Origin of the sequence: Hydrophilobacter chitinilyticus (genome assembly GCF_049860745.1) — a bacterium.
Taxonomy (GTDB): Bacteria; Pseudomonadota; Gammaproteobacteria; order Burkholderiales; family Burkholderiaceae_C; genus Rhodoferax_B.
Window position 1 is genome coordinate 184,205 of sequence record NZ_CP187561.1, and the last position, 23,677, is coordinate 207,881.

A 23,677-nucleotide genomic window follows, 5' to 3' on the forward strand; every position below is an offset into this window, starting at 1 on the left:
CCAGGGGCGGATTACTGTAGCCGACGCGCGTCGGCCAAAAACTGCAGCACCAGGCCGTCAAAGGTATCGGGGTTTTCCAACTGCGGCAGTTGGCCCACGCCGTCCAGTTCTTGAAAGCTGCTGCCGATGATGGCGCCGGCCATCTGGCGCATGACTTCGGGCGGGGCGGCGGTGTCGAGCTCGCCGCTGATCAGCAGGGTGGGCACGTGGATGTGCTCCAGCGTCGCCTGGCGGTCGAAGGTCACCAGCGCCTCGAGTGCGCGGCGGTAAGTGGCGACAGAGACCTGCGCCATCACGTGCTGCGCCAGGTTCACACCTTCGGGCAAGGCGTCGGGGCCAACCATTTGCGGCACGGCTTGCAATGCCAGCTCCTGCATGCTGCGACCCGCGTCGAGCGGCGCCAGGCATTCGTCGATGTAGCTTTTTTGCCAGGCCTCGCGTGCCGCCAGGTCTTGGCCGTGCGGGCCTACCGCCGCGCTGGTGCTGCACAGGATGAGCCGCTTCACCAGTTCGGGGCGGCGTGCCATCACCTCTTGCGCCACCATGCCGCCCATGCCGTGGCCCAACAGGATCAGGCTGCCGCCATCGCGTGGCTGCAGGATGCCCTCGATCAGCGTGATGCAGCTTTGCGCCAAGCCTTTGAAGTTGTAGGGCTCGATGGGAGCGCTGTGGCCGTAGCCCGGCATGTCCCAGGCGACGGCCCGGTAGCCGTTGTTGGCAAAGCTCTCCACCTGCGGCGCAAACGCGCGGTAGCCGCCGGTAATGTCGTGCAGCATCAGCAGGGTGGGGCCAGCGCCCAGGCTGGTGAAGGTGGGGATCACTGAAGGCATGCGGTGAGGTTCTCGTTCAGGTGAGAAGTAAGAGCTCAAGGAAAGGGCTCAATAAAGACGAAACCTACCCCTGATTACGCTGGGGTTGGTTGGTGTAATCCATTATTCATCAATTGCTTTCGGGCAGAATCCCGGGCATGTCGATGTCAGCACCCCGGCGCCAGGCCGGTCCCCCCAGTTTCTCGTCGCCGGAATTCCGCTCGGCGCTGGGCATGTTCGCCACGGGGGTGACCATCGTCACCGCCCGCACCGCCGAGGGCCAGTTGGTGGGGCTCACAGCCAGCTCGTTCAACTCGGTGTCGATGAACCCGCCGCTGGTGTTGTGGAGTCTGGCCCAAGCTGCAGGCTCCATGGCGGCCTTTCGCACGGGCTCGCACTACGCGATCAATATTTTGTCGGCGCAGCAGCAAGAGCTGGCGCAGCGCTTTGCCACCAAGGGTGCAGACCGCTGGGCCGGCGTCGCGTTCACCGAAGGCGTGGCCGGCGCACCGTTGCTGGAAGGCGCGGTGGCGTCTTTTGAATGCTTCAACCGCAGCCGCTACGAAGAGGGCGACCACGTGATCTTTGTGGGCGAGGTGGAGCGCTGCCAGCACACGCCCGGCGCGTCGCCGCTGCTGTACCACGGCGGGCGCTTCTACGCCGAGCATCCGCTGTAAGAGGGTTGCTTTAGCTCGGTGAGCTGGTTTGTGCCCGGCGCGCGGCGAACTGCGCGTACCAATCGAGGCAAGCGGCGTTCGCCATCGCATCGCGGTTCACCACCTTTTCCAGCGGCTGGCCGAGCAGCAGTTTCTTGATCGGCAGCTCTTGTTTCTTGCCAGTGAGGGTGCGTGGAATGTCGGGCACCTGCAGAATTTCATCGGGCACAAAACGCGGCGACAGGGCTTGGCGAATGGCTTGGCGCAGGCGCTCGCGTAGCGGCTCGTCCAGCGTCAGCCCTTCGCGCAGCATCACAAACAGCGGCATATAGCTTTCGCGGCCCAGGTATTCGAGGTCGACCACCATGGCGTCGACCACTTCGGGCAGGGCTTCGACCGCGCGGTACAGTTCGCTCGTGCCCATGCGCAGGCCGTGGCGGTTGATGGTGGCGTCGGACCGGCCGTAGATGGTGCAGCTGCCATCGGCATCGATCTTGATCCAGTCGCCATGGCGCCACACGCTGCCGGTGCCGCCATGCCGGCCCAGGCCGCTGGGGTAGCTGTCGAAGTAGCTGGAGAGGTAGCGCTTGTCGTCGACATCGCCCCAGAAATAAAGCGGCATGGACGGTAATGGCTGCGCACACACCAACTCGCCCACCGCGTCAATGACCGGCTCGCCCTGTTCGTTCCAGGCCTCTACGGCGGCGCCCAGCATGCGGCACTGCATCACGCCTGCGCGTTGTGGCAGCTCGCGGTTGCCGCCGATGAAGGCGCCTGCAAAGTCGGTGCCACCCGAGATGTTGCACCACCACATTTCGGGCGCACCAGCGGGCAGCAGGGTGGCAAATTGCGCCGTGCCCCAGGCCTGCACTTCGGGGCTAAGGGGCGAGCCGGTGCTGCCGAGGGCGTGGATGCGCGTCAGGTCGCCAACATCTTTCAGCCGCAACGCTGCCTTGGCGCAGTTGGCATAAAACGCCGCGCCCGCGCCAAAAAAGCTGGTGCCGCTGGCGGCGGCAAAACGCCAGAGCGTTGACCAGTCGGGCCGCAGCTTGCCGGTCTCGGCATCGAGTGTGCCGCCTGCTGGGTTGCCGTCGAACAGGCACACGGTGGTGCCGTTCAGCAGCCCAGCCATTTGCACGTTCCACATCACCCAACCGGTAGAGCTGAACCAATGGAAGCGTTCACCGCGCGTGCTCTCGGCGTAGCTGCAGCCCACGTCGTTGTGCAGGACGTTGAGCGCCAGCGCCACCAGAATGCTGCCGCCATGGCCATGCACGATGGGCTTGGGCAGGCCGGTGGTGCCGCTGGAATAGACGATCCAGATCGGGTGGTCGAATGGCAGCCACGTGGGCTCAAAGGCATCGACATCGGCATCGCACCGGGACGCCACGCGCGACAAGATGGCGCAGTCAGCGGCAGAGTTCGAAGCGATCAGCGCAGATGCGGCCTGGTACATGGCTTGGTGCACCACCACGTGCTGCACGCTGGGCAGCTCGGCCAGCAACTCGGCCAGCACGTCGCGCCGGTCGTGTTCTTTGCCGCCGTAGCGCACCCCGTCCACGCCAATCAAGATCTTCGGCTCGATTTGCTTGAAGCGGTCGAGCACGGCGTGGGTGCCCATGTCGGGTGCGCACACACTCCATACCCCACCCAGGCTCACCACCGCCAGAAAGGCGATCATGGCCTGGGGAATGTTCGGCAGGTAGGCCGCTACGCGGTCACCTGGCTGCAGGCCTTCGGCGCGCAGGTGCAAGGCCAGCGAGGCGACTTGGCGGCGCAGGTCGGGCCAACTGAGTTCACGCAGCGCACCGGTTTCGTCGCCGCTGATGATGGCGGGCTGGCCCGCCGCATGGGCCGCCTCGGCGTGGCGCCACACCTGCTGCGCGTAGTTGCACTGCGCGCCCGGAAACCACTGCGCGCCGGGCATGGCGTTCTTGGCCAACACCGCGCTGTGCGGCGTGGGCGACTGCAGGTTGAAGTAATCCCAAATGCTTTGCCAAAAACCATCAAGGTCGGTGGTCGACCATTCCCACAGGGCTTGGTAGTTGGCAAACGTCAGGCCCCGCTCGGCCTGTAACCACTGTTGGTACAGACGGATTTGCGGGGTGCGATGGGGGTTTAAAACAGAGGGGAGCGTGAGGCTCTCAGCAGGCGATAACGACGGCAATGACATAGGCGAGAGGATTGGGGTTGCCGATCATTTCGCAATACAGGAATTACCCTTAGCATCGCTCCACTTTTTAAATGGAGAAAAACCTAATGGGGATGTTTGACTGGACGGAGAAAAGCGCCGATGTGCTGGCGCAAGGCGGCGTGATCGGACCCGATGAACGCTTACCTTGGCCGCAGACCGCCATCATGGGTGTGCAACACGTGGTGGCCATGTTTGGTGCTACGGTGCTGGCGCCGATCTTGATGGGTTTTGACCCGAACATTGCGATCTTGATGAGCGGCATTGGCACGCTGATCTTCTTTGTGATGACCGGCGGCAAGGTGCCGAGTTACCTGGGCTCCAGCTTCGCCTTCATTGGGGTGGTGATTGCGGCCACGGCCTATAAGGGCGGTGGGGCGAATGCCAATCTGTCGGTGGCACTGGGCGGCATCATCGCCTGCGGTGCGTTGTACTTCTTGATTGGCCTGGTGGTGCAACTGGTGGGCACCGGCTGGATCGAGCGCTGCATGCCGCCGGTGGTCACCGGGGCGGTGGTGGCGGTGATCGGTTTGAACCTGGCCAGCGTGCCCATCAAGAACATGGCCGCCAGCAACTTCGAGAGCTGGATGCAGGCCCTGACCTTTGTGTGTATTGGCCTGGTGGCGGTGTTCACGCGTGGCATGTTGCAGCGCTTGCTGATCTTGGCTGGCCTGATTTTGGCGAGTGTGGCCTACGCTGTGTTGACCAACGGCCTGGGCCTGGGCAAGCCGCTGGACTTGAGCGGTGTGGCCAATGCCGCGTGGTTTGGCTTGCCGCAGTTTGCCGGTCCCACGTTCAGTGCCAACGCCATGTTGTTGATGGCGCCCGTGGCCATCATTCTGGTGGCGGAGAACCTGGGCCACATCAAGGCCGTGACCGCCATGACCGGCAAAGACCTGGACCGCTACATGGGCCGTGCCTTCATGGGCGACGGCGTGGCGACCATGGTGTCGGGCAGCGTGGGCGGCACGGGGGTCACCACCTATGCCGAGAACATCGGCGTGATGGCGGCCACCAAAATCTACTCCACCGCTATCTTCTTCGTGGCGGCGTTGTTGGCCGTGGTGCTGGGTTTCTCGCCGAAGTTTGGCGCCATCATTGCGGCCATTCCGCTGCCGGTGATGGGCGGCGTGAGCATTGTGGTGTTCGGCCTGATCGCCGTGGCCGGCGCGCGCATCTGGGTGGAAAACCGCGTCAACTTTGGCGACAACAAAAACCTCATCGTGGCCGCCATCACACTGATCTTGGGCACGGGCGACTTCACGCTGAAGTTTGGTGAGTTTGCGCTCGGTGGCATCGGCACCGCCACGTTTGGCGCGGTGCTGTTGTACCAACTGCTGAACCTCAAAAAGTCAGCTTGATCTCGCAGCCTTAGCGAAACCCGGTGGTGGGGAATTTCTCGGTGATCATCCCCATCACCTGCCCACCCTGGCGCAGGGTGTAGCTGCGCGACAGCAGCAGGGTATCGGCCGGCAGGCCAAAGTGCGCCGCCACCGCTGCGTGGCGCTCCAGGCGCATGTCGACAATCTCGCGGTACATCTCGGCCTGCTCTTGGCGCCACAGCAGGCCAATCGGCACTTCGGTGTCGACCAGGCCCGCGCGTGTGGCGGGCGACAGCCGGGCCAGCACAAAGGTGGACGCGGCAAACACCAATGGCGTGGGGCCATCCATCAGCATGATCTCGCGTTGCAACAACGACGCGCCTGCGGGTGCATCGATCGCCTTCAGCAAGCCAGGAAAAGGGCCGGTGCTCACAGTCTGGAAAAGCTTGCTCGCGCGGATGGGGCCACCGGCGTAAAGGCTGAGCAACTCTGTGACCGATCCATCGGTGGTCAACAGCACCTTTTGGAACAGGCTCAAGTGCGGCTCGCGATGCAGATGTTCCGGTGCGAGCATGCGTTCGAGAACAGGTTCGGAGATCGGTTCGTGGTGTGCGTGGATGGTTTTCAAATGGGGCTCTGCGAAGTCGGAATGCAGGGGTGACAGATGTTATCGACGAGTCGTCCTATAGTGGTGTCCACGCAAAAAGGAAGCCGCAAAAATGTCGATTTGGAAACAACCCATCTCCGTGGAAATCTTGACCCAACTAAGCAAGAACACGGCCATCAGCCACCTGGGTATGGAGTTCGTAGAAGTGGGTGACGATTTCATCCGTGCCCGTGCGCCGGTGGATGCACGAACCGTGCAACCTTATGGCCTGCTGCATGGTGGGGTGTCCGTTGTCCTGGCAGAAACACTGGGTTCATGCGGCGCCGCCTACTCGGTACCCGACGGCCACCGCGCCGTGGGCCTGGACATCAACGCCAACCACCTGCGCGGCGCCAGCAGCGGCTGGGTCACCGGAACCGCGCGCCCGGTGCACCTGGGGCGCACCACACAGGTGTGGCAGATCGACATCGTGAACGAAGCGGGCCAGATGGTGTGTGCCTCGCGGTTGACAGTGTCGGTGCTGGCGCCAAAGTAAGTTTTTATGCCGGGCGCCCAGCTTCAATCCAGGCTTGCACCGCTGTGGGTGTGAGCCGGTAGCGGGCACAGTTGTGGGCCTCCAACTGCGCCAGTTCGCGCTTCAGCAGCGGCTCAAATTCGGGCGCGTGTGCGGCGTCCAATTGCATGTCGGTCAGCACCTGCGGTAAGGCCACCTTGTCGCGCACGATGCGGCCCATCGCTTCCGTAAGGTGCGGGCGAAACTTCAACCGCACCGGGTCTGGTGCCCCCACAGACTGCTGCACCACCACGTACTTGGCGCAAGAGCGCCGATACGTCCAGGCGAACAGGTCGGCGGCTGGCGCCATATCACGCAGCTCGTACACCCCCAGCATCGCGTCGGTGTAATCGTTCTGGTCTACGTCAAGGAACGACAGTGGCGCACAGTTGAACACCATTAGCGGAATGTTGGCGGCTAAGCGGCTCACGCGTTTGTTGCCATCTTCAAACGGCTGCAGGTAGGCCAAGTTGACCCACAGGAAAAACGCTGCCTCCAATGGGTTGTTCACCTGTGCGGCTTTGTGCAACGTGGCTTCCAGCATCTCTTGCAGCAACTGCGGCATTTGGGTGGGCACGTACACCGTGTCGCTGATGCGCACCACCTTGCGCCGAATGGCGCCCAGGGAGGCGTCGTCTTGCAGCAGGTCTTGCATCAGCACGGCGTGCAGGTTGGTCACCACGTCGAGCTTCAGCCCGCGCAGGGGCACGGTCTCCACCATGAACTCAATCGCCTGCTTGTGGTTCAACAGCATCACGGCATCACGGTCGCCGCCCGTGGCGCCTGACTTGAACAGCTCTTCGGTGTCGAGCTTGGTCAGCCGGTTGCCTTCCAAGCGCGACGATGACCAAGACAGGTCGATAAGCAATTGTTCCAGCACGTGGCGGGCGTAGGTGCCGGCAGGCTGTTGGTCGTGCATGCGCCCGAGTTGGTACAGCTCGTCCGCGAGTGCGGCGGGCAACAGTGAGGATTTGTTGGGAACGTACGCGTCGACCAATGCCCGCGTGTAGCCTACAGGCTCGCGCGATCCCAAGGGGGCGCGCAAATGTGCCCGCGCGATTTGCGAGGCGGGAGACCACGCCACAAGTGAAGGAGAGCCCTCGGCGGTTGCCGTAGCCTGTTTCGAGAGGGCTGTTGACGCGCTAGCCAAGGCATAACGTGTCGACCGGCCACCACCATGGCGTGTGATGCGCTGCTGATTCACCAACCGAACGAGCGCTCGCCGCAGCGTACTTTCGGGAGCGTTCAGCCGCTGCGCCAACACGCCAGGCGCGACTTGTTCCTGGCCGGGGAGGCTTTGGAACTCTGCAAGCAGTTCAAGGATGAGGTCGTCAAGCTGAGCGGTTGGCATGTGTAAACGCTAAATCGCTCATTGATTGAGCGATTTATGAAAATATGAGCGAATTATGGATATTCCGCTCATTTTAGGCAAACCGCTCAATAAAAAAGCGACTCTGAAAGAATCGCTTTTTATGAATCAAATTGGCGTTAACGCTTACTGGATATGCGCAAGAGGCTCCTCTAATAGGAGCGTCACCCACTGGGTCACAGCGAGAAGATCTTGCCCGGATTCAGGATGTTCTTCGGGTCCAGCGCCTTCTTGATGGTGCGCATCATGTCCACCGCGCCGTCGCCGGCTTCATCGACCAGGAAACCCATTTTGTGCAAACCCACGCCGTGTTCGCCGGTGCAGGTGCCGCCGAGGCTCAGGGCGCGGGCGACCAGGTCGTGGTTCAGCTTTTCGGCCGTCACGCGTTCTTCGGGGATGTTCGGGTCGAGCAGGTAGCCGAAGTGGAAGTTGCCGTCGCCCACGTGGCCCACCAGGAAGTACGGAATGCCCGAGGCATCGGCCTCGGCCACCGAATCCAGCAGGCAGTCGGCCAAGCGTGAGATCGGCACGCAGGTGTCGGTGGAGATCGCTTTGCAGCCAGGGCGCGATTGCACGGCCGCGAAGTACGAGTTGTGCCGTGCGGTCCACAGGCGGGTACGTTCTTCGGGGGTGCTGGCCCATTCAAAGGCGTTGCCGCCAAATTCAGAGGCAATTTCTTGCACCAGCTCGGCTTGCTCTTTCACGCCGGTGGGCGAGCCGTGGAACTCCATCAACAGCATGGGTTCTTCGCGCAGGCCCAGCTTGGCGTAGGCGTTGACCATGCGCACGGTGTTCACGTCGATCAGTTCCACACGCGCAATCGGCACGCCGAGTTGGATCACCTGAATGGTGGTGCGCACCGCAGCTTCGATGCTGGGGAAAGAGCAGGTTGCGGCCGAGATGGCTTCGGGCAGCGGGTAGATGCGCAGCGTGATTTCGGTGATCACGCCCAGCGTGCCTTCGCTGCCGACCATCAGGCGCGTGAGGTCGTAGCCTGCGCTGGACTTCTTGGCGCGCGTGCCGGTGCGGATGACTTCGCCGCTGGCCGTCACCACTTCCAGGGCCAGCACGTTTTCACGCATGGTGCCGTAGCGCACGGCATTGGTGCCGCTGGCGCGCGTGGCGCACATGCCGCCGATGGAGGCGTCGGCACCCGGGTCGATGGGGAAGAACAGGCCGGTGCTCTTGATCTCGTCGTTCAACTGCTTGCGCAGCACGCCGGGCTGCACGGTCACGGTCAAATCATCGGCGTTGACCGAGAGCACCTTGTTCATGCGGCTTACGTCCAGGCTGATGCCGCCTTGCACTGCCAGGAGGTGGCCTTCCAGCGACGAACCGGCGCCGAAGGGGATCACTGGCACGGCGTATTCGCCGGCCAGACGCACCACGTCGGCCACGTCTTGTGTACTTTCGGCAAACACCACGGCCGAGGGCGGCGGCATGGTGAACGAAGACTCGTCACGCCCGTGCTGCTCGCGCACCGCCATCGCCGTCGAGCAACGCTCGGCAAAACGCTGTTTCAGCGCGTCGATCAATGCCTGGGGCACGTCACGGGCATGGGCTTCGGGTTGCAGGTGCGAGGGGTGGCTGGGGGCGTTCATGGGGTCTCCTGTAGACCGCCATTGTGAACCAATGTGAGCGAATCGGTGTTGGCACGGCAGACATCGTATGTGTGAAATTTCTTCACGCCGATGCGGCATTTCACCGGTGGTTTACATGTGAGTTATGGCCTCTGAACCAGCGCTGCTGGGCTCTATTGCCGAATCGCCTGTTCAAACTCCTCTGGTTGCAAATACCCATCTTTGTTGAGGTCATGCTGTTGAAAGACCTCGGCCACGGCGGGCAGGCGTTCGGCCTCTTCGCGGCTGAGCTTGCCGTCGCGATTGGTATCGGCGCGCTGAAACGCCACGGTGCCGCTGCGGCTGCTGATGCCCGAAACCTGGACATAAGGCGTATTTTTGGCATTCGTGGCTTCGTCCGCCCGCGCCCGCAGATGCAGGGTGGCTGCGCCGCCGAGCACCAACGTGGCGAGCAGGGCCACACTGCTGACTTCAAAATTGGTGAGGTATACCGTCGCTTGTTTGGCCGTTTTGCTGGCCGTTGCGCTTACAGAGGCGAGGTTTTTTCGCTTTTCGGTCATATTGCTATTGCTGATAAGTGAAACATTCGGCCATTGCACCCCAGCGCGCCGCACAAAGCGAGCACTCTTGCCTGCTGTTGCGGCTCATACATTTGCTGTCTTTGTGTAACCAAAATACAAAGAATTGATTACATAAAACGGCCAATTCCAACCTAACCGCTCGTTTTCGCTCGTTTTTCGCCTTGCTTCTGCCTTAAAGGAACCCCCATGGGCCAACGCCTCACCCAAATCGCCACCCGCACCGGAGACAACGGCACCACCGGCCTGGGCGACAACACCCGCGTCTCAAAAAGCCACTTGCGCGTGCACGCCATGGGTGATGTGGACGAACTCAACTCCCACCTTGGCTTGCTGCTGTGTGAACCGCTGCCTGAAGACGTGCGCCCGCTGCTGGTGGAGATTCAGCACCAGTTGTTCAACCTGGGCGGAGAGCTGTCGGTGCCGGGCTTTGAGCTGCTCAAACCCGAAGCCGTGCTGGCGCTGGACGAGGCGCTGGCCACACACAACGCCCAGTTGCCCCGCCTGCAGGAGTTCATCCTGCCAGCCGGCAGCCGCGCTGCCAGCCAGGCCCATGTGTGCCGCACGGTGGCCCGCCGCGCCGAACGCGCCGTGGTCGCGCTGGAGCAAGAAGAAACGCTGAACCCATCGCCCCGCCACTACCTCAACCGCCTGAGCGATCTGCTGTTTGTGCTGGCGCGCGTGCTGAACCGCATGGATGGCGGGGACGATGTGTATTGGAAGAGTGAGCGGCTGGCGCGCGGGGAGTGAAAAGTCACGCCTGTTGCACTTGTTCCAACGCACGGAGCGAATGACTTGTGTCGCTCCCTGTGGCTATGACGGCCACACCCGTGCAAAGTCAAACGACAGTTGCCGATGGTGTCGAATGGAGAGCAAATAGACCACCGATTCGGCCAGCGTGTACAGAATCAAATAGTCGCCATGCAGGTAGACGCGCAGGCTGTCGGCGGTGCCCCGTGGGAGCCGTGCGAATTGGGCCAAAGCCTCGGTGGACTGCGGCGGTTGGTCGAGGTAACGCTTACCGATGCGGGGGAAGCGTGCCAGGTTCGGCACCACGATGCCGCGCAAACCCACCAGCAGGTCGTCATAGGCAAAGCTGGCGTCCGCTTCTGTGAGGAAGACCTCAATGGATTCAAGCCGTTCCAGGAAACTGGCGGTCAGCTCGACTTGGTAAATCGGCTCAGCCACGTTGCTTCACGCTCTTGGCTCGACGCTGTTGAAGCCCCGCGAGAGCGGCGTCGGCGTTTTGCGTCCGGCCGGCCGCGATGTCTTCAAATCCGCGCTGGGCGTCGTCGAGCAACAGCAGGTGGATGCGTTCGCGCTCCAGCCGGTGGTAGTAGTCCAGCCGATCAGAGTCGATGAGCGCGACGTAACTCTCGCCGTTTTTGGTGATGATTTTTTCGGCCCCGGCCTTGACCTGGTCGGCCAGTTCGGACAGGTTGGCGCGTGCCTGGGTGAAGGGCACGACATCGCTGGCGGTAATGGACATGGCTGGCCTTTGAGGTTGCGAAATTCTGCACAGTTTACTGTGCATGCGAGGGCAGCACAAAACAGCACAAAAAACAAAAGGGGCACGCCCTTGGCAGGCGTGCCCCTTTTGGGTTGTAGCGCTAACGCTGGTTATTCGATCGTTGCCCCAGAGGCCTGCACGATGCCCTTCCACTTTTCGTAGTCGGTTTTCATCAGCGTCGAGAACTGCTCGGGCGTCATGCTTTGCGGCTCGGCGCCTTGGGCGTGGATGGCGTCCTTCATCTCGTTGGTGGCCAGCAGTTTGTTGACTTCGGCGTTGACGGTGGCGACCACGTCTTTCGGCGTGTTGGCCGGGGCGAAGATGCCGTACCAGGTGCTCACGTCAAAGCCTTTGTAGCCAGACTCGGCCACGGTGGGCACGTCGGGGAACGAGGTGCTGCGTTTGGCCGAGGTGACGGCCAGAGCGCGCAGCTTGCCGCTCTTGATCTGCGTGATGGCCGACGGCACGGACGACACCAGCAGGTCGACGTTGCCCGACAACGCGTCGATCATGGCCGGGTTGGAGCCCTTGTACGGCACGTGGCGGATCTTGATGCCGGCGGCTTTTTCGAACAGGTCGCCCGCCAGGTGGATGGTGGTGCCGCTGCCGGGCGAGCCGTAGGTGATGGTGTCGGGCGCGGCCTTGGCGGCCTTGACCACGTCTTCCAGCGTTTTGAAGCGCGAGTTGGCGCTGGTGGCGATGACGATGGGCGTGTAGGCCACGTGGGCGATGGCGGTCAAATCCTTGGTGGGGTCCCAGGGCAGGTTTTTGTAGAGCCAGGGGCCGACCACCAGGTTGTCTTTCTGGCCCATCACCAGGTCGTAGCCGGTGGGGGCCGCGCGCGTGGCTTCGGTGATGCCGATGGTGCCGCCGGCGCCGGCGCGGTTGTCGGCAATCACCGTCCACTTGGCAGATTCGGTGAGCTTCTGGGCTACCAGGCGCGACAAGATATCGGTGCCGCCGCCGGGTGGGAAGGGCACGATCAGGCGGATCGGCTTGGCGGGGTAGCTTTGGGCGAACGACACGGCAGGCGCCGCGACGGCTGCGGCCACGATGGCCAGCGACAGGATTTTCTTCAGCATGATGGTGATGTCTCGAATGTGTGCAGATGCGCCGGCCGCCAGGGCGACAGCAGGCTTTCACTTGCATTAAGGCGGTCGAATTCTAGGCGCACCGCGAGGGAGGGCGCATCGGGTCTAGCCCTTGCGCAGTCGGCAGACGGTATGTCTGCTAACGATCAAGCGGTGGCGGTGGGCAGCAGGGCTTGCTGCATCGCCTGCAGCAACTGCGCCGGGTCTTGTGCGCCCGACACCGCCACCTTGTGGTTGACGATGAAAAACGGCACGCCGTTGATGCCCATTTCGCGTGCACGTTGATCGCCCTCGGCCACAGCGGCGCGGGCTTCCAGGGTGCCTAGGAAGTGGCGCACGGCGTTACCGTCGAGCCCGGCTTCTTCGGCAATGGCGACCAGCACGTCAAGCTCGCCGATGTTGCGGTTCTCGGTGAAGTAGGCGCGCAACAGGCGCTCTTTCACGTCGGTGCCGTCGCGGCCGTTTTGTTGGGCGTAGGCCAGCAGGGTGTGTGCTGCCAGGGTGTTGGGCTGCTGGGGAATGGTGTCGATGTTCAACTGCAGCCCCACGCTAAGGCCAGCGGCTTTGACCCGCGCGTAGATGGTGGCCGCGCGCTCCGGGCCGCCGAACTTGTCTTCTAAATACTGCTGGCGCGGAATGCCTTCGAGCGGCATGTCGGGGTTGAGCTGGAACGGGTGCCAGCGCAGCACCGGCTTGGGCAGGGCCGCGGCCTCAGGCAAGGCCAGCGCGGCTTCGAGTTTGCGCTTGCCGATGTAGCACCAGGGGCAGACCACGTCGGAGACGATGTCGATGACCAGTTCTGGGGCTTCTTGTGTTGTCGACATGGGGTGTTTCTCCGTGGTCAAAGCTTATGTATGAAATTGGCCTCTAGCGCTCTATAGATCAGCGTATCAAGCTAGCAAAAACGTAGCCGCTTGAGTGGCTGCCTGAGCATCCGCTTCAACCGCCTTCGGTGGGCCGCCCTTGCCCCACAACACGCCGCCGTCCGTCATGGACAAGAACTGCGCGCACAGCTTCACCGAGTCGATCATCGGCTGGGCCTTGGTGCGGTCGCCGCTTGTGGTGATCAGGCGCAGCGTCTTCTTTGTCATCTGCTCTTTGAAGTCCAGGCCGGGCACTCGCATCCACGCGCTCCAGTGGTCGATGTAGGTCTTGATGCTGGCGGGCAGGCTGTACCAGTAGACCGGGGCCACCAGCACGATGTCGGTGGCGGCCAGCGTGGCATCCAGCAGGGTCTTCAGGTCGCCGGTAGGCGGCGCGTAGGTACCGGTGGTGTGGCGCTGGTCGACAAACGCGGGCAACTGCATTTGGGCGATCTGGTGCCAGGTGGTGGGCGTGCCCGCAGGCAGGGCAGCGGCGGCCTGGCGGGCCAGCCATTCGGTGTTGCCCTGGTGGCCGGGTTCGCGGGTAGAGGCGACGAGGAACAGAACGTGACGGGACATAGACGGTAGAGCAGTGAAGAGGAGATGCACCGCATTCTGAACCAGGCACATAACCCCTGCAGAGTACGAAGAATCAGGCGGCTGCGGTAAGCGCCTCTTCTAGCGCGAGCTCAAAGTCATATTGCTCCAGCGCATGCTGCAGAGCCTGGAAGCGCTCCTGGGGCAGGCCGCTGCGCAGGCTGGCTTGGTGGGCCTGCATGAAGTCGATGGCGGCGCTGTCGCTGTCGCGCAGCAGGGTGGTGAGTTGCTTCAGGTGGTGATCAAAATCGGCGTCGCGGGTTTCGGGCAGCGCCGCCTCCATAGGGCTGGCGGGCCGCTCCCTTTTCAGCGCCTGCACCGCGTGGGCAATGGCCGCGTCAAGAGCCAACTGCGGCGTCAAGGTGTCGGCGCCCTCGCGCAAGGCGGTTTCCAGCGCCTGAGCGGTGACGGCCACGCCGTTGAGGCCCACGTTTCCGGCCACGCCGCGCACGGTATGGGCAGCACGCTCTGCGGTGGCAATGTCGCCCCGGGCCAAGGCATGGCGTATTTCCTGACCGGCGTGGGCGTGGTGGTCGATGAACTTGGCCAGCAGGCGTTCGTGCAGCGCCTGGTTGCCGCCGACGCGGCGCAGGCCGGAGGGCAGGTCGATTTCTGCCGTGACGGGGAGAGTGGCTGCGGCACTCGGTACGTTTGCAGCCGACGCCGCGCTCGGGGGCGTTGTGACGACTGCTGCGCTTGTGCTGGGCTTGCGGCGCGACCACTTCAACACCGTGCGCATCATGTGCTCGGGGTCGAGCGGTTTGGCCACGTGGTCGACCATGCCCACACGCAAGCAGCCTGCGCGTTCTTCGGTCATGGCGTTGGCGGTCATGGCGATGATGGGCAGCCCTTGGTGGCGTGGGTTGGCCAGGATGATTTGTGTGGCTTGCAGGCCGCCCATGATGGGCATCTGCAGGTCCATCAGCACGGCGTCATAGGTGTCGGCTGGTGCTGCGTTCGCCAGGTCGACTGCGGCTTGGCCGTTGTCGGCTAAGTCGACCTTGGCACCCGCACCGCGCAGCAGTTCCAGCGCAATTTGTTGGTTGATCTCGTTGTCTTCCACCAGCAGCAGGTGCAGGCCGGTGAGGTTGACTTGGGCTTCTTTGAGCGACAGGTCGATCGACTCTGCTTTCGGGCCGGAGAACAACTCCACCAGCGTGTCCATCAGCGTGGAAGGGCTCACAGGTTTCACCAAAAAGGCCTCAATGCCGGCGGTCTCGGCGTTGGCGCGGGCTTCTTCCTGCCCGAAGGCGGTGGCCATCACCAGGCGTGGCACCTTGGTGAGGGTGCTGTCGGCCTGCAGTTGCAGGGCGGTTTCAATGCCGTCCAGGCCGGGCATGCGCCAGTCCAGAAACACCACGTCGAAAGGCGTGTCGGCGTCGGCATGGCGCACGGCGTCAAGCGCTTTCTGGCCGGAGTCGGCCTCGCTGACGTTCAGATGCAGCGCGCGCAGATGGCTGGCCAAGATCAGGCGGGCGGATTCGTTGTCGTCCACCACCAGGGCGCGGGCGTGGTTCAGCGCGGGCGGTACCACGTGGCTGGCGAGCACCGGCTGGCCGTGTTCAAACCACACGTTGAAGCCAAAGGTGCTGCCCACGCCGGGGGTGGATTGAATGTCGATGTCGCCACCCATCATCTGCACCAGGCTGCGCGTGATGGCCAGGCCCAGGCCGGTGCCGCCGTACTTGCGCGTCACCGAGCCATCGGCCTGGGTGAAAGCGCTGAACAACCGTGCCTGCTGGGCCGGGGTCATGCCGATGCCCGAATCGCTGACTTCGATGCGCAACTGCACGCGGTGCTCCAGCGCCTGTGCCACACGCACGGTCACGGTGATGTGGCCGGCCTCGGTGAACTTCACCGCGTTGCTCAGCAGGTTGGTGAGCACCTGGCGCAGGCGCAGCGGGTCGCCACGCAAGGACTGCGGCACGTCTTGCGGAATGTCGAACACCAGCTCGATGCCTTTGTCTGCCGCCTTGTTGGCGACCATGGCGCTGGCGCTTTCAAACTCGCGGTCGAGGTGGAAGTCCACGGTTTCCAGGTCGAGTTTGCCGGCCTCGATTTTCGAGAAGTCGAGGATGTCGTTGATCAGCCCCAGCAGCGACAAGCCCGCCTTGTGGATCTTCGACACGTAGTCTTGCTGGCGCGGCGTGAGGTCGGTCTTCAGCGCCAGGTGCGACAGGCCGATGATGGCGTTCATCGGCGTGCGGATTTCGTGGCTCATGTTCGCCAGGAACATCGACTTGGTTTGCGTGGCTTCTTCGGCCACCTCTTTGGCCAGGCGCAGCTCGCGTTGCACTTCGGTCAGGGTGGACACATCGACGATGGTGCCCACCATGCCGGCGGGGGCTTCGTTGGGGCCACCGGTGCCAGCGAAGGCACTGACCGCAAACAAGGTGGTGTGGGGTTTGCCGTCGGCGAAGGTGAATACGGCCTCTTGCTGCACCTGCCCACCGGGGCGTGCCAATTGCAACTGGTCGGCTTGGAGCAGTGCATGTTGTTCGGCCATGCCGGCCCCGGGAATCTGCGCCAATGTTTTGCCGATGATGGAGGCCGCGTCGCAGCCCATGGCTTCGGTGTAGGCCTGGTTGCAACCGCGCAAACGTTGATCTGCGCCGGTGTAGAACACCGGGATCGGGATGCGATCGATCATGCCTTGCAGAAAGGTTGTGTGCTCGGCGTTCATGCGCTGCTCGGTTTGGCGGCGCGCAGCGATCTGGCGCACGATTTTGCTGCTGAGCCAAATCAAGATCAGGCCCAGAAACCCTACCACCACCGCCACACCCGTGTGCCAACGTTGCATCAGGGTGACCGGCCCAATCGGACGCACGGTGATCAAGCGATAGGTGTCGTCGGCCAGCGGTACACGCGTGACGATGGAGGGCACACCGTTCAACACCCAATGGTCGCGGTCAAGCACCTTTTCGGGCCGCGTCATCTCGATGATGGGCATGTCTTGGGGGCGTATCGCATCTGGCCGCTCGCCTGCCTGGGGCACCAACATTTCTGGCGGAATGGGGCCCACATGGCGCAAGATGAAATCGGCCACTGAGGCGCTGACCACGACGTTGTTGCGGTCGACCACCAGCGCTTGCTGTTCGCCCGGCAGTTGAGGCAATAGCTCAGATGACTCTTTGCGGATCACCACCACGCCCAGGCCCATGGGGCCGTCGGTCACGCGGTTGAAAAACAAGAAACCCGGTGAACCGTTGAACTGTCCCTGCGTGAAGACGTGGCCAGAGCTTTTGTGGATGTTGGATTCAAACTCGGGCGTTGTTCCAAAAGAGGTGCCCACTTGCGTGGCCCGGTCCCGCCAGTTGCTGCTGGCAATGCTCAAGCCCGTCATGGTCATGACGTGGATGCGTTCATAGCTCATGCTGCCCGACAAGCCCTCCAGATACTGGTTGATGTCCATCAACTGCGGGTCGGCCAAGAGCTTTTGGCGCACGCTGGCCGTGGGGACACCGGGTGGCAACTTCAGCGCGGCGATGTTCGGATAGCGCACCAGTTGGTCGCGTATGGCACCTTGCCCGGCCACCATCTGGGTGATGGCAGAGACCTCGGTAAAGGTGCGGTCGACAATTTGTGCGGTGATGGTGGCGTCGTGCTGCGCCGCTACGGCCAGCCCTTTCACGTGGGCGCCGATGATCTGGCCCGACAGCCACCACGCCACCGTGGCCACCATGGCCAGCCACACCACGGCGGCCATCAGCGGCCAACGTGTGCGCTGTGAGCGTTGTGCGGGTGAGGCTGGCGCACCAGGGCTGGTGCGCGCGGGCTCAGGGGGGACAAGGGTCGCAGAGTGGCTGGGTTCGGCCATTCGGATTCACTCCAGAGACAGGCGCATGCACCTGTAGTTTTGCCGTCGAAGGAGAGACTTTGGGCGGGGTGTTGGCGGCGAGTCAGCCTGCCATTTCGAGGCTGCAGCCAACGTTCGCCACCCTCGCGTACTTGTAACGCAGTGTAGCAACGATGCCGCTTTTACTGGTGGGATTGATGTTGCTTTCAGGCCATCGACAGGCGAGCCGCCGTGCGCTGCAGCAGGGCGCGGGTGGCGTCGATATCGGGGCTGGACGCTTTAGCCTTTGTAGCCGATGTGGCCGGGGGGCGCGATGCGGATGCCGGGCTGCGCACAAACGGGCAAGTCAGCACTGCCGTGGCGTGGCCTTGGGGGTCGAGGATGGGCACCGAGATGTCTTCCACCCCTACCGCCTGCTGACTCGGCCCTTGCCAGTAGCCATGGCTGCGGATGTGGGCTTCCACGGTTTTGGTCGCTGGGTTGGCGTTGGCAGCAGGGCCTTGACCTGTCAGTGATGACAGCTCGGCCAGCATCTCGGCCACGCGTTCGGCCGATTGAAATGTCCGCAGCACGTGGCCCGAGCCGGTGTCGAGCAAACCCACGCGTGCACCCAGCCGTATCGATAAACCCCACTGCCCCGGGCTGCTGACCTGGGTCACCACCAACACATGGCCGCGCTCGTAAATGCCCAGGTGGCACGACTGCTGGGCGGCCTTGGCAAAGGCTTCCATTTCGGGCCGCGCGTGGGCCACTAGGCGATCGACCGGCGGGTGGCGGTGGGCCAACACAAACAGCTTCATGCCCAGCGCATAACGGTCGCCCTGGGCCGAGCGCACCACGTAGTGGCGGGCCACCAGGCGCTCCAGCATGCGGTAGATCTCGCTCGGGCCACGGCCCATGGCCTTGACGATCTCGGCGCGGGTCATGCCGTGGGCCTGCTCGGCCAGCAGCTCCAGGATGTCCAGTCCTTTGTCGAGGGCGGGGGCGCGGTAGCGGTCTTGGTTCGCGTCGGAGTCCATGGTGGCGATGGGTCTTCAAAAAGCGCAAATGCAAAGGGAACGCAAAGGGAAACAACCCGAGGGTTTCCACTGCTGCTCGAATGTGGTGGTTCCAACAATATTCGCAAATGAACAAGGTGTCCATTAATGAATACGCCTGACCCTCGATCCATCCCCCTCGTGCAGATGCGGCAGGTGACCAAGGCCTTCAACGGCGTGGTGGCGCTGCAGAACGGCCAGGTCGAACTGCTGGCCGGTGAGGTGCATGCGTTGATGGGCGAAAACGGCGCGGGCAAGTCCACGCTGATGAAGATCCTGGCGGGCGTGTACCAGCGCGATGCCGGCGAGGTGCTGCTCGACGGCCAGCCGGTGCATGTGCCCAGCCCGGCTGCTGCGCAGGCGCTGGGCATTGGCATCGTGCACCAGGAACTCAACCTGATGAACCACCTGAGCGCGGCGCAGAACATGTTCATCGGCCGCGAGCCGCGCCGCTGGGGCGTGTGGGTGGACGACGAAGCGCTCAACCGCCAGGCCCAAGTTATCTTTGACGAAATGCGCTTGCAGCTTGACCCGCGCACGCCCGTGGGCGGCCTCACCGTGGCCAAGCAGCAGTTGGTGGAGATTGCCAAAGCGCTGTCGTTCAACTCGCGTGTGTTGATCATGGACGAACCCACCGCCGCGCTCAACGATGCCGAAGTGGCCGACCTGTTTCGCATCATCCGCCAGCTCAAGGCGCGCGGCGTGGCCGTGGTCTACATCTCGCACAAGATGGACGAGCTGCGCCAGATTGCCGACCGCGTGACCGTGATGCGCGACGGCCAATACGTGGCCACCGTGCCCATGGCGACCACCAGTATGGACGAGATCATCCGCATGATGGTGGGCCGCGAGCTGGCCGCCATGGCGCAGCACATCCCCGACACCTCGGCCCAGCCCGTGGCGCTGGCGGTGCGTGGCCTGAACCGCGGCCGCGCGGTGTGCAACGTGAGCTTCAGCCTGCGCAAGGGCGAGATTTTGGGCTTTGCCGGCCTCATGGGCGCGGGCCGTACCGAAGTGGCGCGCGCCATTTTTGGTGCCGACCGGCTGGACTCTGGCGAGGTGTGGGTGCACGGCGCGCGGGTGCACATCCAAACCCCGCAGCAAGCGGTGGCGCACGGCATTGGTTATTTGTCCGAAGACCGCAAACACTTCGGCCTGGCCACCGGGCTGGACGTGGAGACGAATATCGCGCTCTCCAGCCTGCCGCGCTTCGTCAACCCGTTGGGCGTGGTCGATGCGCGTGGCACACGCTTTGCTGCTGAAAAGTTTGTACAGCAGTTGAAGGTCAAAACGCCTTCGGTGCAGCAGCAGGTGCGGCTGTTGTCGGGCGGCAACCAGCAAAAGGTAGTGATCGCCAAATGGCTGCTGCGCGACTGCGACGTGCTGTTTTTTGACGAGCCCACACGCGGCATCGACATCGGCGCCAAGAGCGAAATCTACAAACTCATCAACGACCTGGCCGCTGCAGGCAAAGCGATTGTGATGATCTCGTCTGAGCTGCCCGAAGTGTTGCGCCTGAGCCACCGCATTCTGGTGATGTGTGAAGGCTGCATCACCGGCGAGTTGCCCGGCTTGGGCGCCACGCAAGAACAGATCATGCAACTGGCCACGCAACGCGAAACTGCTGAGGCGGTGTGACCCGGCGTGAATGTGAGCGCGAGTCCATAGAGAAAAAAGAGACAAAAAATGAACACTGACACTTTGAGGTCTGCGGCGGCGAACGTCGCGCCTAAAACGAAGCCGCCAGGCGCCGGATCGGGCCGGCAAAAGCTGTTGGCCTTTGCCAGCCTGCTGGGTTTGCTGGTGTTCTTCAGCGTAGCCTCGCCCAACTTTTTGCAGACCGACAACCTGGTCAGCATTCTGCAAAGCACGGCCGTCAACGGTGTGCTGGCCGTGGCGTGCACCTTCGTCATCATCACGGCGGGCATCGACCTCTCGGTGGGCACCATGATGACGTTTTGCGCTGTGATGGCCGGGGTGGTGCTCACCTACTGGGGCCTGCCGATTTATGTGGGCATTGCGGCGGCCATCTTCTTTGGTGCCTTGTGCGGCACGGTCTCGGGCTTGTTGATTGCCAAGCTGAAGATCCCGCCGTTCATCGCCACGCTGGGCATGATGATGTTGCTCAAAGGTTTGTCGCTCGTCATCTCGGGCACCAAGCCCATCTACTTCAACGACACGCCGGACTTCCCGGCCATTTCGCAAGACTCGCTCATCGGCTACTTCATCCCTTCGGTGCCGATTCCCAACGCGGTGTTGATCCTGTTTGTGGTGGCGGTGTTGGCCAGCATCATCCTGAACAAAACCATCATCGGCCGCTACACCTTTGCGCTCGGCAGCAACGAAGAGGCGGTGCGCCTCTCGGGTGTGAACGTGGTGTTCTGGAAAGTGGTGGTTTACGCGCTCAGCGGCGGCATCTGCGGCATTGCCGGCTTGTTGATTGCGTCGCGCCTGAATTCGGCGCAACCGGCGCTGGGCCAAGGTTATGAGCTGGACGCGATTGCGGCGGTGGTGATCGGCGGCACCTCGCTTTCGGGCGGGGCGGGCACCATCATGGGCACCATCATCGGCGCGTTCATCATGAGTGTGTTGATCAACGGCTTGCGCATCATGTCGGTGGCGCAAGAATGGCAAACCGTGGTGACGGGCGTGATCATCATCCTGGCCGTCTACACCGACATCGTGCGCCGTGGCAAGGCGTGAACATTCAAGAACCTACAAGGAGACAACATGCTGAAAAGAAGAACCCTCAACACCGCGCTGACGCTGGGCCTGGGCGCCGCTGCATTGGGCCTGGCCGGCAACGCTGCAGCCCAAGCGCAGCCCTACATTCCGCTGGTGTCCAAAGGCTTTCAACACCAGTTTTGGCAGGCCGTGAAAAGCGGTGCCGAGCAAGCGGCCAAGGACTACAAAGTCACCATCACCTTCGACGGGCCAGAGTCTGAAACCATGGTCGACAAACAGATTGACATGCTCTCGGCGGCGCTGGCCAAGAAGCCCGCCGCCATTGGCTTTGCCGCACTCGACAGCCAAGCCGCCATTCCGCTGCTGAAGAAGGCGCAGGCTGCGAAGATCCCTGTGGTGGCGTTTGACTCGGGTGTGGACAGCCCCATTCCCGTGACCACCGCCACCACCAACAACAAAGCCGCCGCCGCCCTGGCCGCCGACAAACTGGCTGCTTTGATTGGCAGCGAAGGCGAGGTGGCCGTGGTGGCGCACGACCAGACCAGCCGCACTGGCGTAGACCGGCGCGATGGCTTTGTGGAGCGCATGAAGTCCACTTACCCGAAGATCAAAATCGTCAGCGTGCAATACGGCGATGGCGACCATTTGAAGTCCACAGAAGTCACCAAGTCGATCTTGCAAGCCTACCCCAAACTCAAGGGCATCTTCGGCACCAACGAAGGCTCGGCCGTGGGCGTGGTGAACGGTGTGCGCGAACTCAAGCGCCAAGTGGTCATCATCGGCTACGACTCGGGCAAGCAACAAAAAGACGCCATCCGCGACGGGCTGATGGCTGGCGCCATCACGCAGAACCCCGTAGGCATCGGCTACAAAACGGTTGAGGCCGCCGTCAAAGCGCTGAAGGGCGAGACCTTGCCCAAGATCATCGACACCGGCTTCTATTACTACGACAAAAGCAACATGAACGACCCGAAGATTTCGGCCGTGCTTTACGACTGATTTGAACCGCGCACAGCAAAAAGCCCCTGGCAGCTCAGATGGCTGTCAGGGGCTTTTTCAATGGATGGTCAGGCCGTTTCGTTAATCGTCTCGCCAAGCGCGTTGATCAAACTATCAATCTGTCCGCGCTCGATGATGAACGGCGGCGCCAGTTGGATGGTGTCGCCACCGTAGCGCACGTAGAAGCCTTTCTTCCACATCGCCATGGCAATCTCGTAGGGGCGGCGTGCGGGTTCGCCGGGTAGCGCGGCAATGGTGATGCCGGCGGCCAGGCCGTAGTTGCGGATGTCGGTGACGTGCTTCGCGCCCTTGAGGCTGTGCACGGCGTTTTCAAAATGTGGCGCGATGGCGCGCACTTTGTCGACCATGTTTTCGCGCACCAGAATGTCCAGCGCGGCCAAGCCCACGGCGCAGGCCACGGGGTGGGCCGAGTAGGTGTAGCCGTGCGGAAACTCCAGCATGTAGTCGGGGCCGCCCTGGTTGATGAAAGTGTCGTAGATGTCCTTCTTCACCAGTACCGCGCCCATGGGTTGCGCACCGTTGGTGATCTGCTTGGCCACGTTCATGATGTCGGGCGTGACGCCAAACGCTTCGGCGCCGGTCATGGCACCTGCGCGGCCAAAGCCGGTGATCACTTCGTCAAAAATCAGCAGGATGTTGTGGGCCGTGCAAATCTCGCGCAGGCGTTGCAGATAGCCTTGCGGAGGGATCACCACACCAGCCGAGCCAGAGAAGGGCTCGACGATCACGGCGGCGATGTTCGAGGCGTCGTGCAGCGCAATCACGTTGAGCAATTCGTCGGCCAGTTCGGCCCCCTGAGTGGGCATGCCGCGCGAGAACGCGTTTTTGGCCAGTTGGGTGTGGGGCAGGTGGTCGGCGGCAACGCCTTGGCCAAACACCTTGCGGTTGGCCGCGATGCCACCCACCGAGATGCCGCCGAAATTGACGCCGTGATAACCCTTTTCTCGGCCGATCAGCAAGGTCTTGCTGGCCTGGCCTTTGGCGCGCCAGTAGGCACGGGCCATTTTCAACGAGGTGTCGGCGGCTTCAGAGCCCGAGCCGGTGAAGAACACGTGGTCGAGGCCATCGGGCGTCAGTTCTTTCAGCTTGTTGGCCAGCTCGAACGACAGCGGATGGCCGAACTGGAACGCGGGCGAGTAATCCAGCGTGGCCATCTGGCGCGTCACGGCTTCCACCAACTCGGTACGGCCGTGGCCCAGGCCGCAGCACCACAGGCCGGAGAGGCCGTCCAGGATTTGCCGGCCATCGGCGTCGGTGTAGTAGACGCCCTTGGCGCCGACGATCAGGCGTGGGTTGGCTTTGAAGTCGCGGTTGCCGGTGTAGGGCATCCAGTGGGCGTCGAGCCAGGCGGCGTCGGTGCGCGGGGCTGCGAGGCGGTTGGCATCGGTCATGTCCATGAGGGCTCCTGCGGAT

22 protein-coding genes are annotated in these 23,677 nt (G+C 62.8%); 8 read left to right on the forward strand and 14 right to left on the reverse strand.

The genetic code is table 11. The features are described 5' to 3' along the window. Positions 1-11 precede the first annotated feature (11 nt). Entirely contained in the window at positions 12-830 is an 819-nt protein-coding gene (locus tag ACPWMG_RS00855) for an alpha/beta fold hydrolase (RefSeq protein ID WP_483302777.1), read from the reverse strand. Positions 831-967: 137 nt separating this feature from the next. Between ACPWMG_RS00855 and ACPWMG_RS00860 the strand changes: the two genes are divergently transcribed. Further along, positions 968-1,486, forward strand: coding sequence for a flavin reductase family protein (locus tag ACPWMG_RS00860; protein ID WP_483302778.1), 519 nt, complete (start codon positions 968-970; stop codon positions 1,484-1,486). A 10-nt stretch (positions 1,487-1,496) separates the two neighbouring features. Here the strand turns inward: ACPWMG_RS00860 and ACPWMG_RS00865 are convergent, their stop codons facing one another. Then, the gene (locus ACPWMG_RS00865; protein WP_483302779.1) at positions 1,497-3,638 is read right to left on the reverse strand and encodes an acetoacetate--CoA ligase; all 2,142 of its coding nucleotides are present in this window, start codon (positions 3,636-3,638) and stop codon (positions 1,497-1,499) included. A gap of 86 nt (positions 3,639-3,724) precedes the next feature. On the opposite strand from ACPWMG_RS00865, the gene ACPWMG_RS00870 reads away from it, so the two are divergent. Then, positions 3,725-5,017 (forward strand): solute carrier family 23 protein, encoded by a 1,293-nt coding sequence (locus tag ACPWMG_RS00870; protein WP_483305159.1) that lies wholly within the window; start codon positions 3,725-3,727, stop codon positions 5,015-5,017. A gap of 10 nt (positions 5,018-5,027) precedes the next feature. On the opposite strand, the gene ACPWMG_RS00875 is transcribed toward ACPWMG_RS00870, so the two are convergent. Beyond that, a complete protein-coding gene (locus tag ACPWMG_RS00875) occupies positions 5,028-5,606 on the reverse strand; it encodes a chorismate--pyruvate lyase family protein (protein WP_483302780.1) in 579 nt (192 codons plus the stop codon). A gap of 91 nt (positions 5,607-5,697) precedes the next feature. On the opposite strand from ACPWMG_RS00875, the gene ACPWMG_RS00880 reads away from it, so the two are divergent. Continuing rightward, positions 5,698-6,120 (forward strand): hotdog fold thioesterase, encoded by a 423-nt coding sequence (locus tag ACPWMG_RS00880; protein WP_483302781.1) that lies wholly within the window; start codon positions 5,698-5,700, stop codon positions 6,118-6,120. Positions 6,121-6,124: 4 nt separating this feature from the next. Here ACPWMG_RS00880 and ACPWMG_RS00885 read toward each other — a convergent pair whose 3' ends face one another. Then, entirely contained in the window at positions 6,125-7,099 is a 975-nt protein-coding gene (locus tag ACPWMG_RS00885) for a Fic family protein (protein ID WP_483302782.1), read from the reverse strand. 216 nt (positions 7,100-7,315) lie between these two features. On the opposite strand from ACPWMG_RS00885, the gene ACPWMG_RS00890 reads away from it, so the two are divergent. Further along, entirely contained in the window at positions 7,316-7,495 is a 180-nt protein-coding gene (locus tag ACPWMG_RS00890) for a hypothetical protein (RefSeq protein WP_483302783.1), read from the forward strand. Between the two features lie 188 nt (positions 7,496-7,683). Here the strand turns inward: ACPWMG_RS00890 and ACPWMG_RS00895 are convergent, their stop codons facing one another. Both ACPWMG_RS00895 and ACPWMG_RS00900 read right to left on the reverse strand, forming a co-directional pair. Continuing rightward, positions 7,684-9,108, reverse strand: coding sequence for an FAD-binding oxidoreductase (locus ACPWMG_RS00895; protein ID WP_483302784.1), 1,425 nt, complete (start codon positions 9,106-9,108; stop codon positions 7,684-7,686). Between the two features lie 152 nt (positions 9,109-9,260). Further along, entirely contained in the window at positions 9,261-9,686 is a 426-nt protein-coding gene (locus ACPWMG_RS00900; RefSeq protein WP_483302785.1) for an EF-hand domain-containing protein, read from the reverse strand. Between the two features lie 168 nt (positions 9,687-9,854). On the opposite strand from ACPWMG_RS00900, the gene ACPWMG_RS00905 reads away from it, so the two are divergent. Next, the gene (locus ACPWMG_RS00905) at positions 9,855-10,415 is read left to right on the forward strand and encodes a cob(I)yrinic acid a,c-diamide adenosyltransferase (RefSeq protein ID WP_483302786.1); all 561 of its coding nucleotides are present in this window, start codon (positions 9,855-9,857) and stop codon (positions 10,413-10,415) included. A 63-nt stretch (positions 10,416-10,478) separates the two neighbouring features. On the opposite strand, the gene ACPWMG_RS00910 is transcribed toward ACPWMG_RS00905, so the two are convergent. The 7 genes from ACPWMG_RS00910 to ACPWMG_RS00940 form a co-directional block, all read right to left on the reverse strand. After that, positions 10,479-10,853 carry a type II toxin-antitoxin system RelE/ParE family toxin gene (locus ACPWMG_RS00910; RefSeq protein ID WP_483302787.1) on the reverse strand — a complete coding sequence of 125 codons (375 nt, stop codon included), beginning with the start codon at positions 10,851-10,853 and terminating at the stop codon, positions 10,479-10,481. Then, positions 10,846-11,154, reverse strand: coding sequence for a type II toxin-antitoxin system Phd/YefM family antitoxin (locus ACPWMG_RS00915; RefSeq protein WP_483302788.1), 309 nt, complete (start codon positions 11,152-11,154; stop codon positions 10,846-10,848). The genes ACPWMG_RS00910 and ACPWMG_RS00915 overlap by 8 nt, the downstream gene beginning before the upstream one ends. Before the next feature lie 131 nt (positions 11,155-11,285). Then, positions 11,286-12,257 carry a Bug family tripartite tricarboxylate transporter substrate binding protein gene (locus ACPWMG_RS00920; RefSeq protein ID WP_483302789.1) on the reverse strand — a complete coding sequence of 324 codons (972 nt, stop codon included), beginning with the start codon at positions 12,255-12,257 and terminating at the stop codon, positions 11,286-11,288. Positions 12,258-12,412: 155 nt separating this feature from the next. Continuing rightward, on the reverse strand, positions 12,413-13,090 hold the full coding sequence (locus ACPWMG_RS00925) for a DsbA family oxidoreductase (protein WP_483302790.1): 678 nt from the start codon (positions 13,088-13,090) through the stop codon (positions 12,413-12,415). A gap of 66 nt (positions 13,091-13,156) precedes the next feature. Further along, on the reverse strand, positions 13,157-13,708 hold the full coding sequence (locus ACPWMG_RS00930; RefSeq protein WP_483302791.1) for an NAD(P)H-dependent oxidoreductase: 552 nt from the start codon (positions 13,706-13,708) through the stop codon (positions 13,157-13,159). A gap of 73 nt (positions 13,709-13,781) precedes the next feature. Next, complete coding sequence (locus tag ACPWMG_RS00935; protein ID WP_483302792.1) at positions 13,782-17,543, reverse strand: hybrid sensor histidine kinase/response regulator; 3,762 nt, start codon at positions 17,541-17,543, stop codon at positions 13,782-13,784. 185 nt (positions 17,544-17,728) lie between these two features. Then, the gene (locus ACPWMG_RS00940) at positions 17,729-18,541 is read right to left on the reverse strand and encodes an IclR family transcriptional regulator (protein ID WP_483302793.1); all 813 of its coding nucleotides are present in this window, start codon (positions 18,539-18,541) and stop codon (positions 17,729-17,731) included. A gap of 126 nt (positions 18,542-18,667) precedes the next feature. Here ACPWMG_RS00940 and ACPWMG_RS00945 point away from each other — a divergent pair, with 126 nt between their 5' ends. The 3 genes from ACPWMG_RS00945 to ACPWMG_RS00955 are packed head-to-tail and all read left to right on the forward strand — an operon-like array spanning position 18,668 to position 22,243. After that, positions 18,668-20,197 (forward strand): sugar ABC transporter ATP-binding protein, encoded by a 1,530-nt coding sequence (locus ACPWMG_RS00945; protein ID WP_483302794.1) that lies wholly within the window; start codon positions 18,668-18,670, stop codon positions 20,195-20,197. Positions 20,198-20,245: 48 nt separating this feature from the next. After that, the gene (locus tag ACPWMG_RS00950) at positions 20,246-21,262 is read left to right on the forward strand and encodes an ABC transporter permease (protein WP_483302795.1); all 1,017 of its coding nucleotides are present in this window, start codon (positions 20,246-20,248) and stop codon (positions 21,260-21,262) included. A 27-nt stretch (positions 21,263-21,289) separates the two neighbouring features. After that, the gene (locus ACPWMG_RS00955; protein WP_483302796.1) at positions 21,290-22,243 is read left to right on the forward strand and encodes a substrate-binding domain-containing protein; all 954 of its coding nucleotides are present in this window, start codon (positions 21,290-21,292) and stop codon (positions 22,241-22,243) included. 68 nt (positions 22,244-22,311) lie between these two features. Here the strand turns inward: ACPWMG_RS00955 and aptA are convergent, their stop codons facing one another. Beyond that, positions 22,312-23,661 carry an omega-aminotransferase AptA gene (gene aptA, locus ACPWMG_RS00960; RefSeq protein ID WP_483302797.1) on the reverse strand — a complete coding sequence of 450 codons (1,350 nt, stop codon included), beginning with the start codon at positions 23,659-23,661 and terminating at the stop codon, positions 22,312-22,314. Between the last annotated feature and the right edge of the window lie 16 nt (positions 23,662-23,677).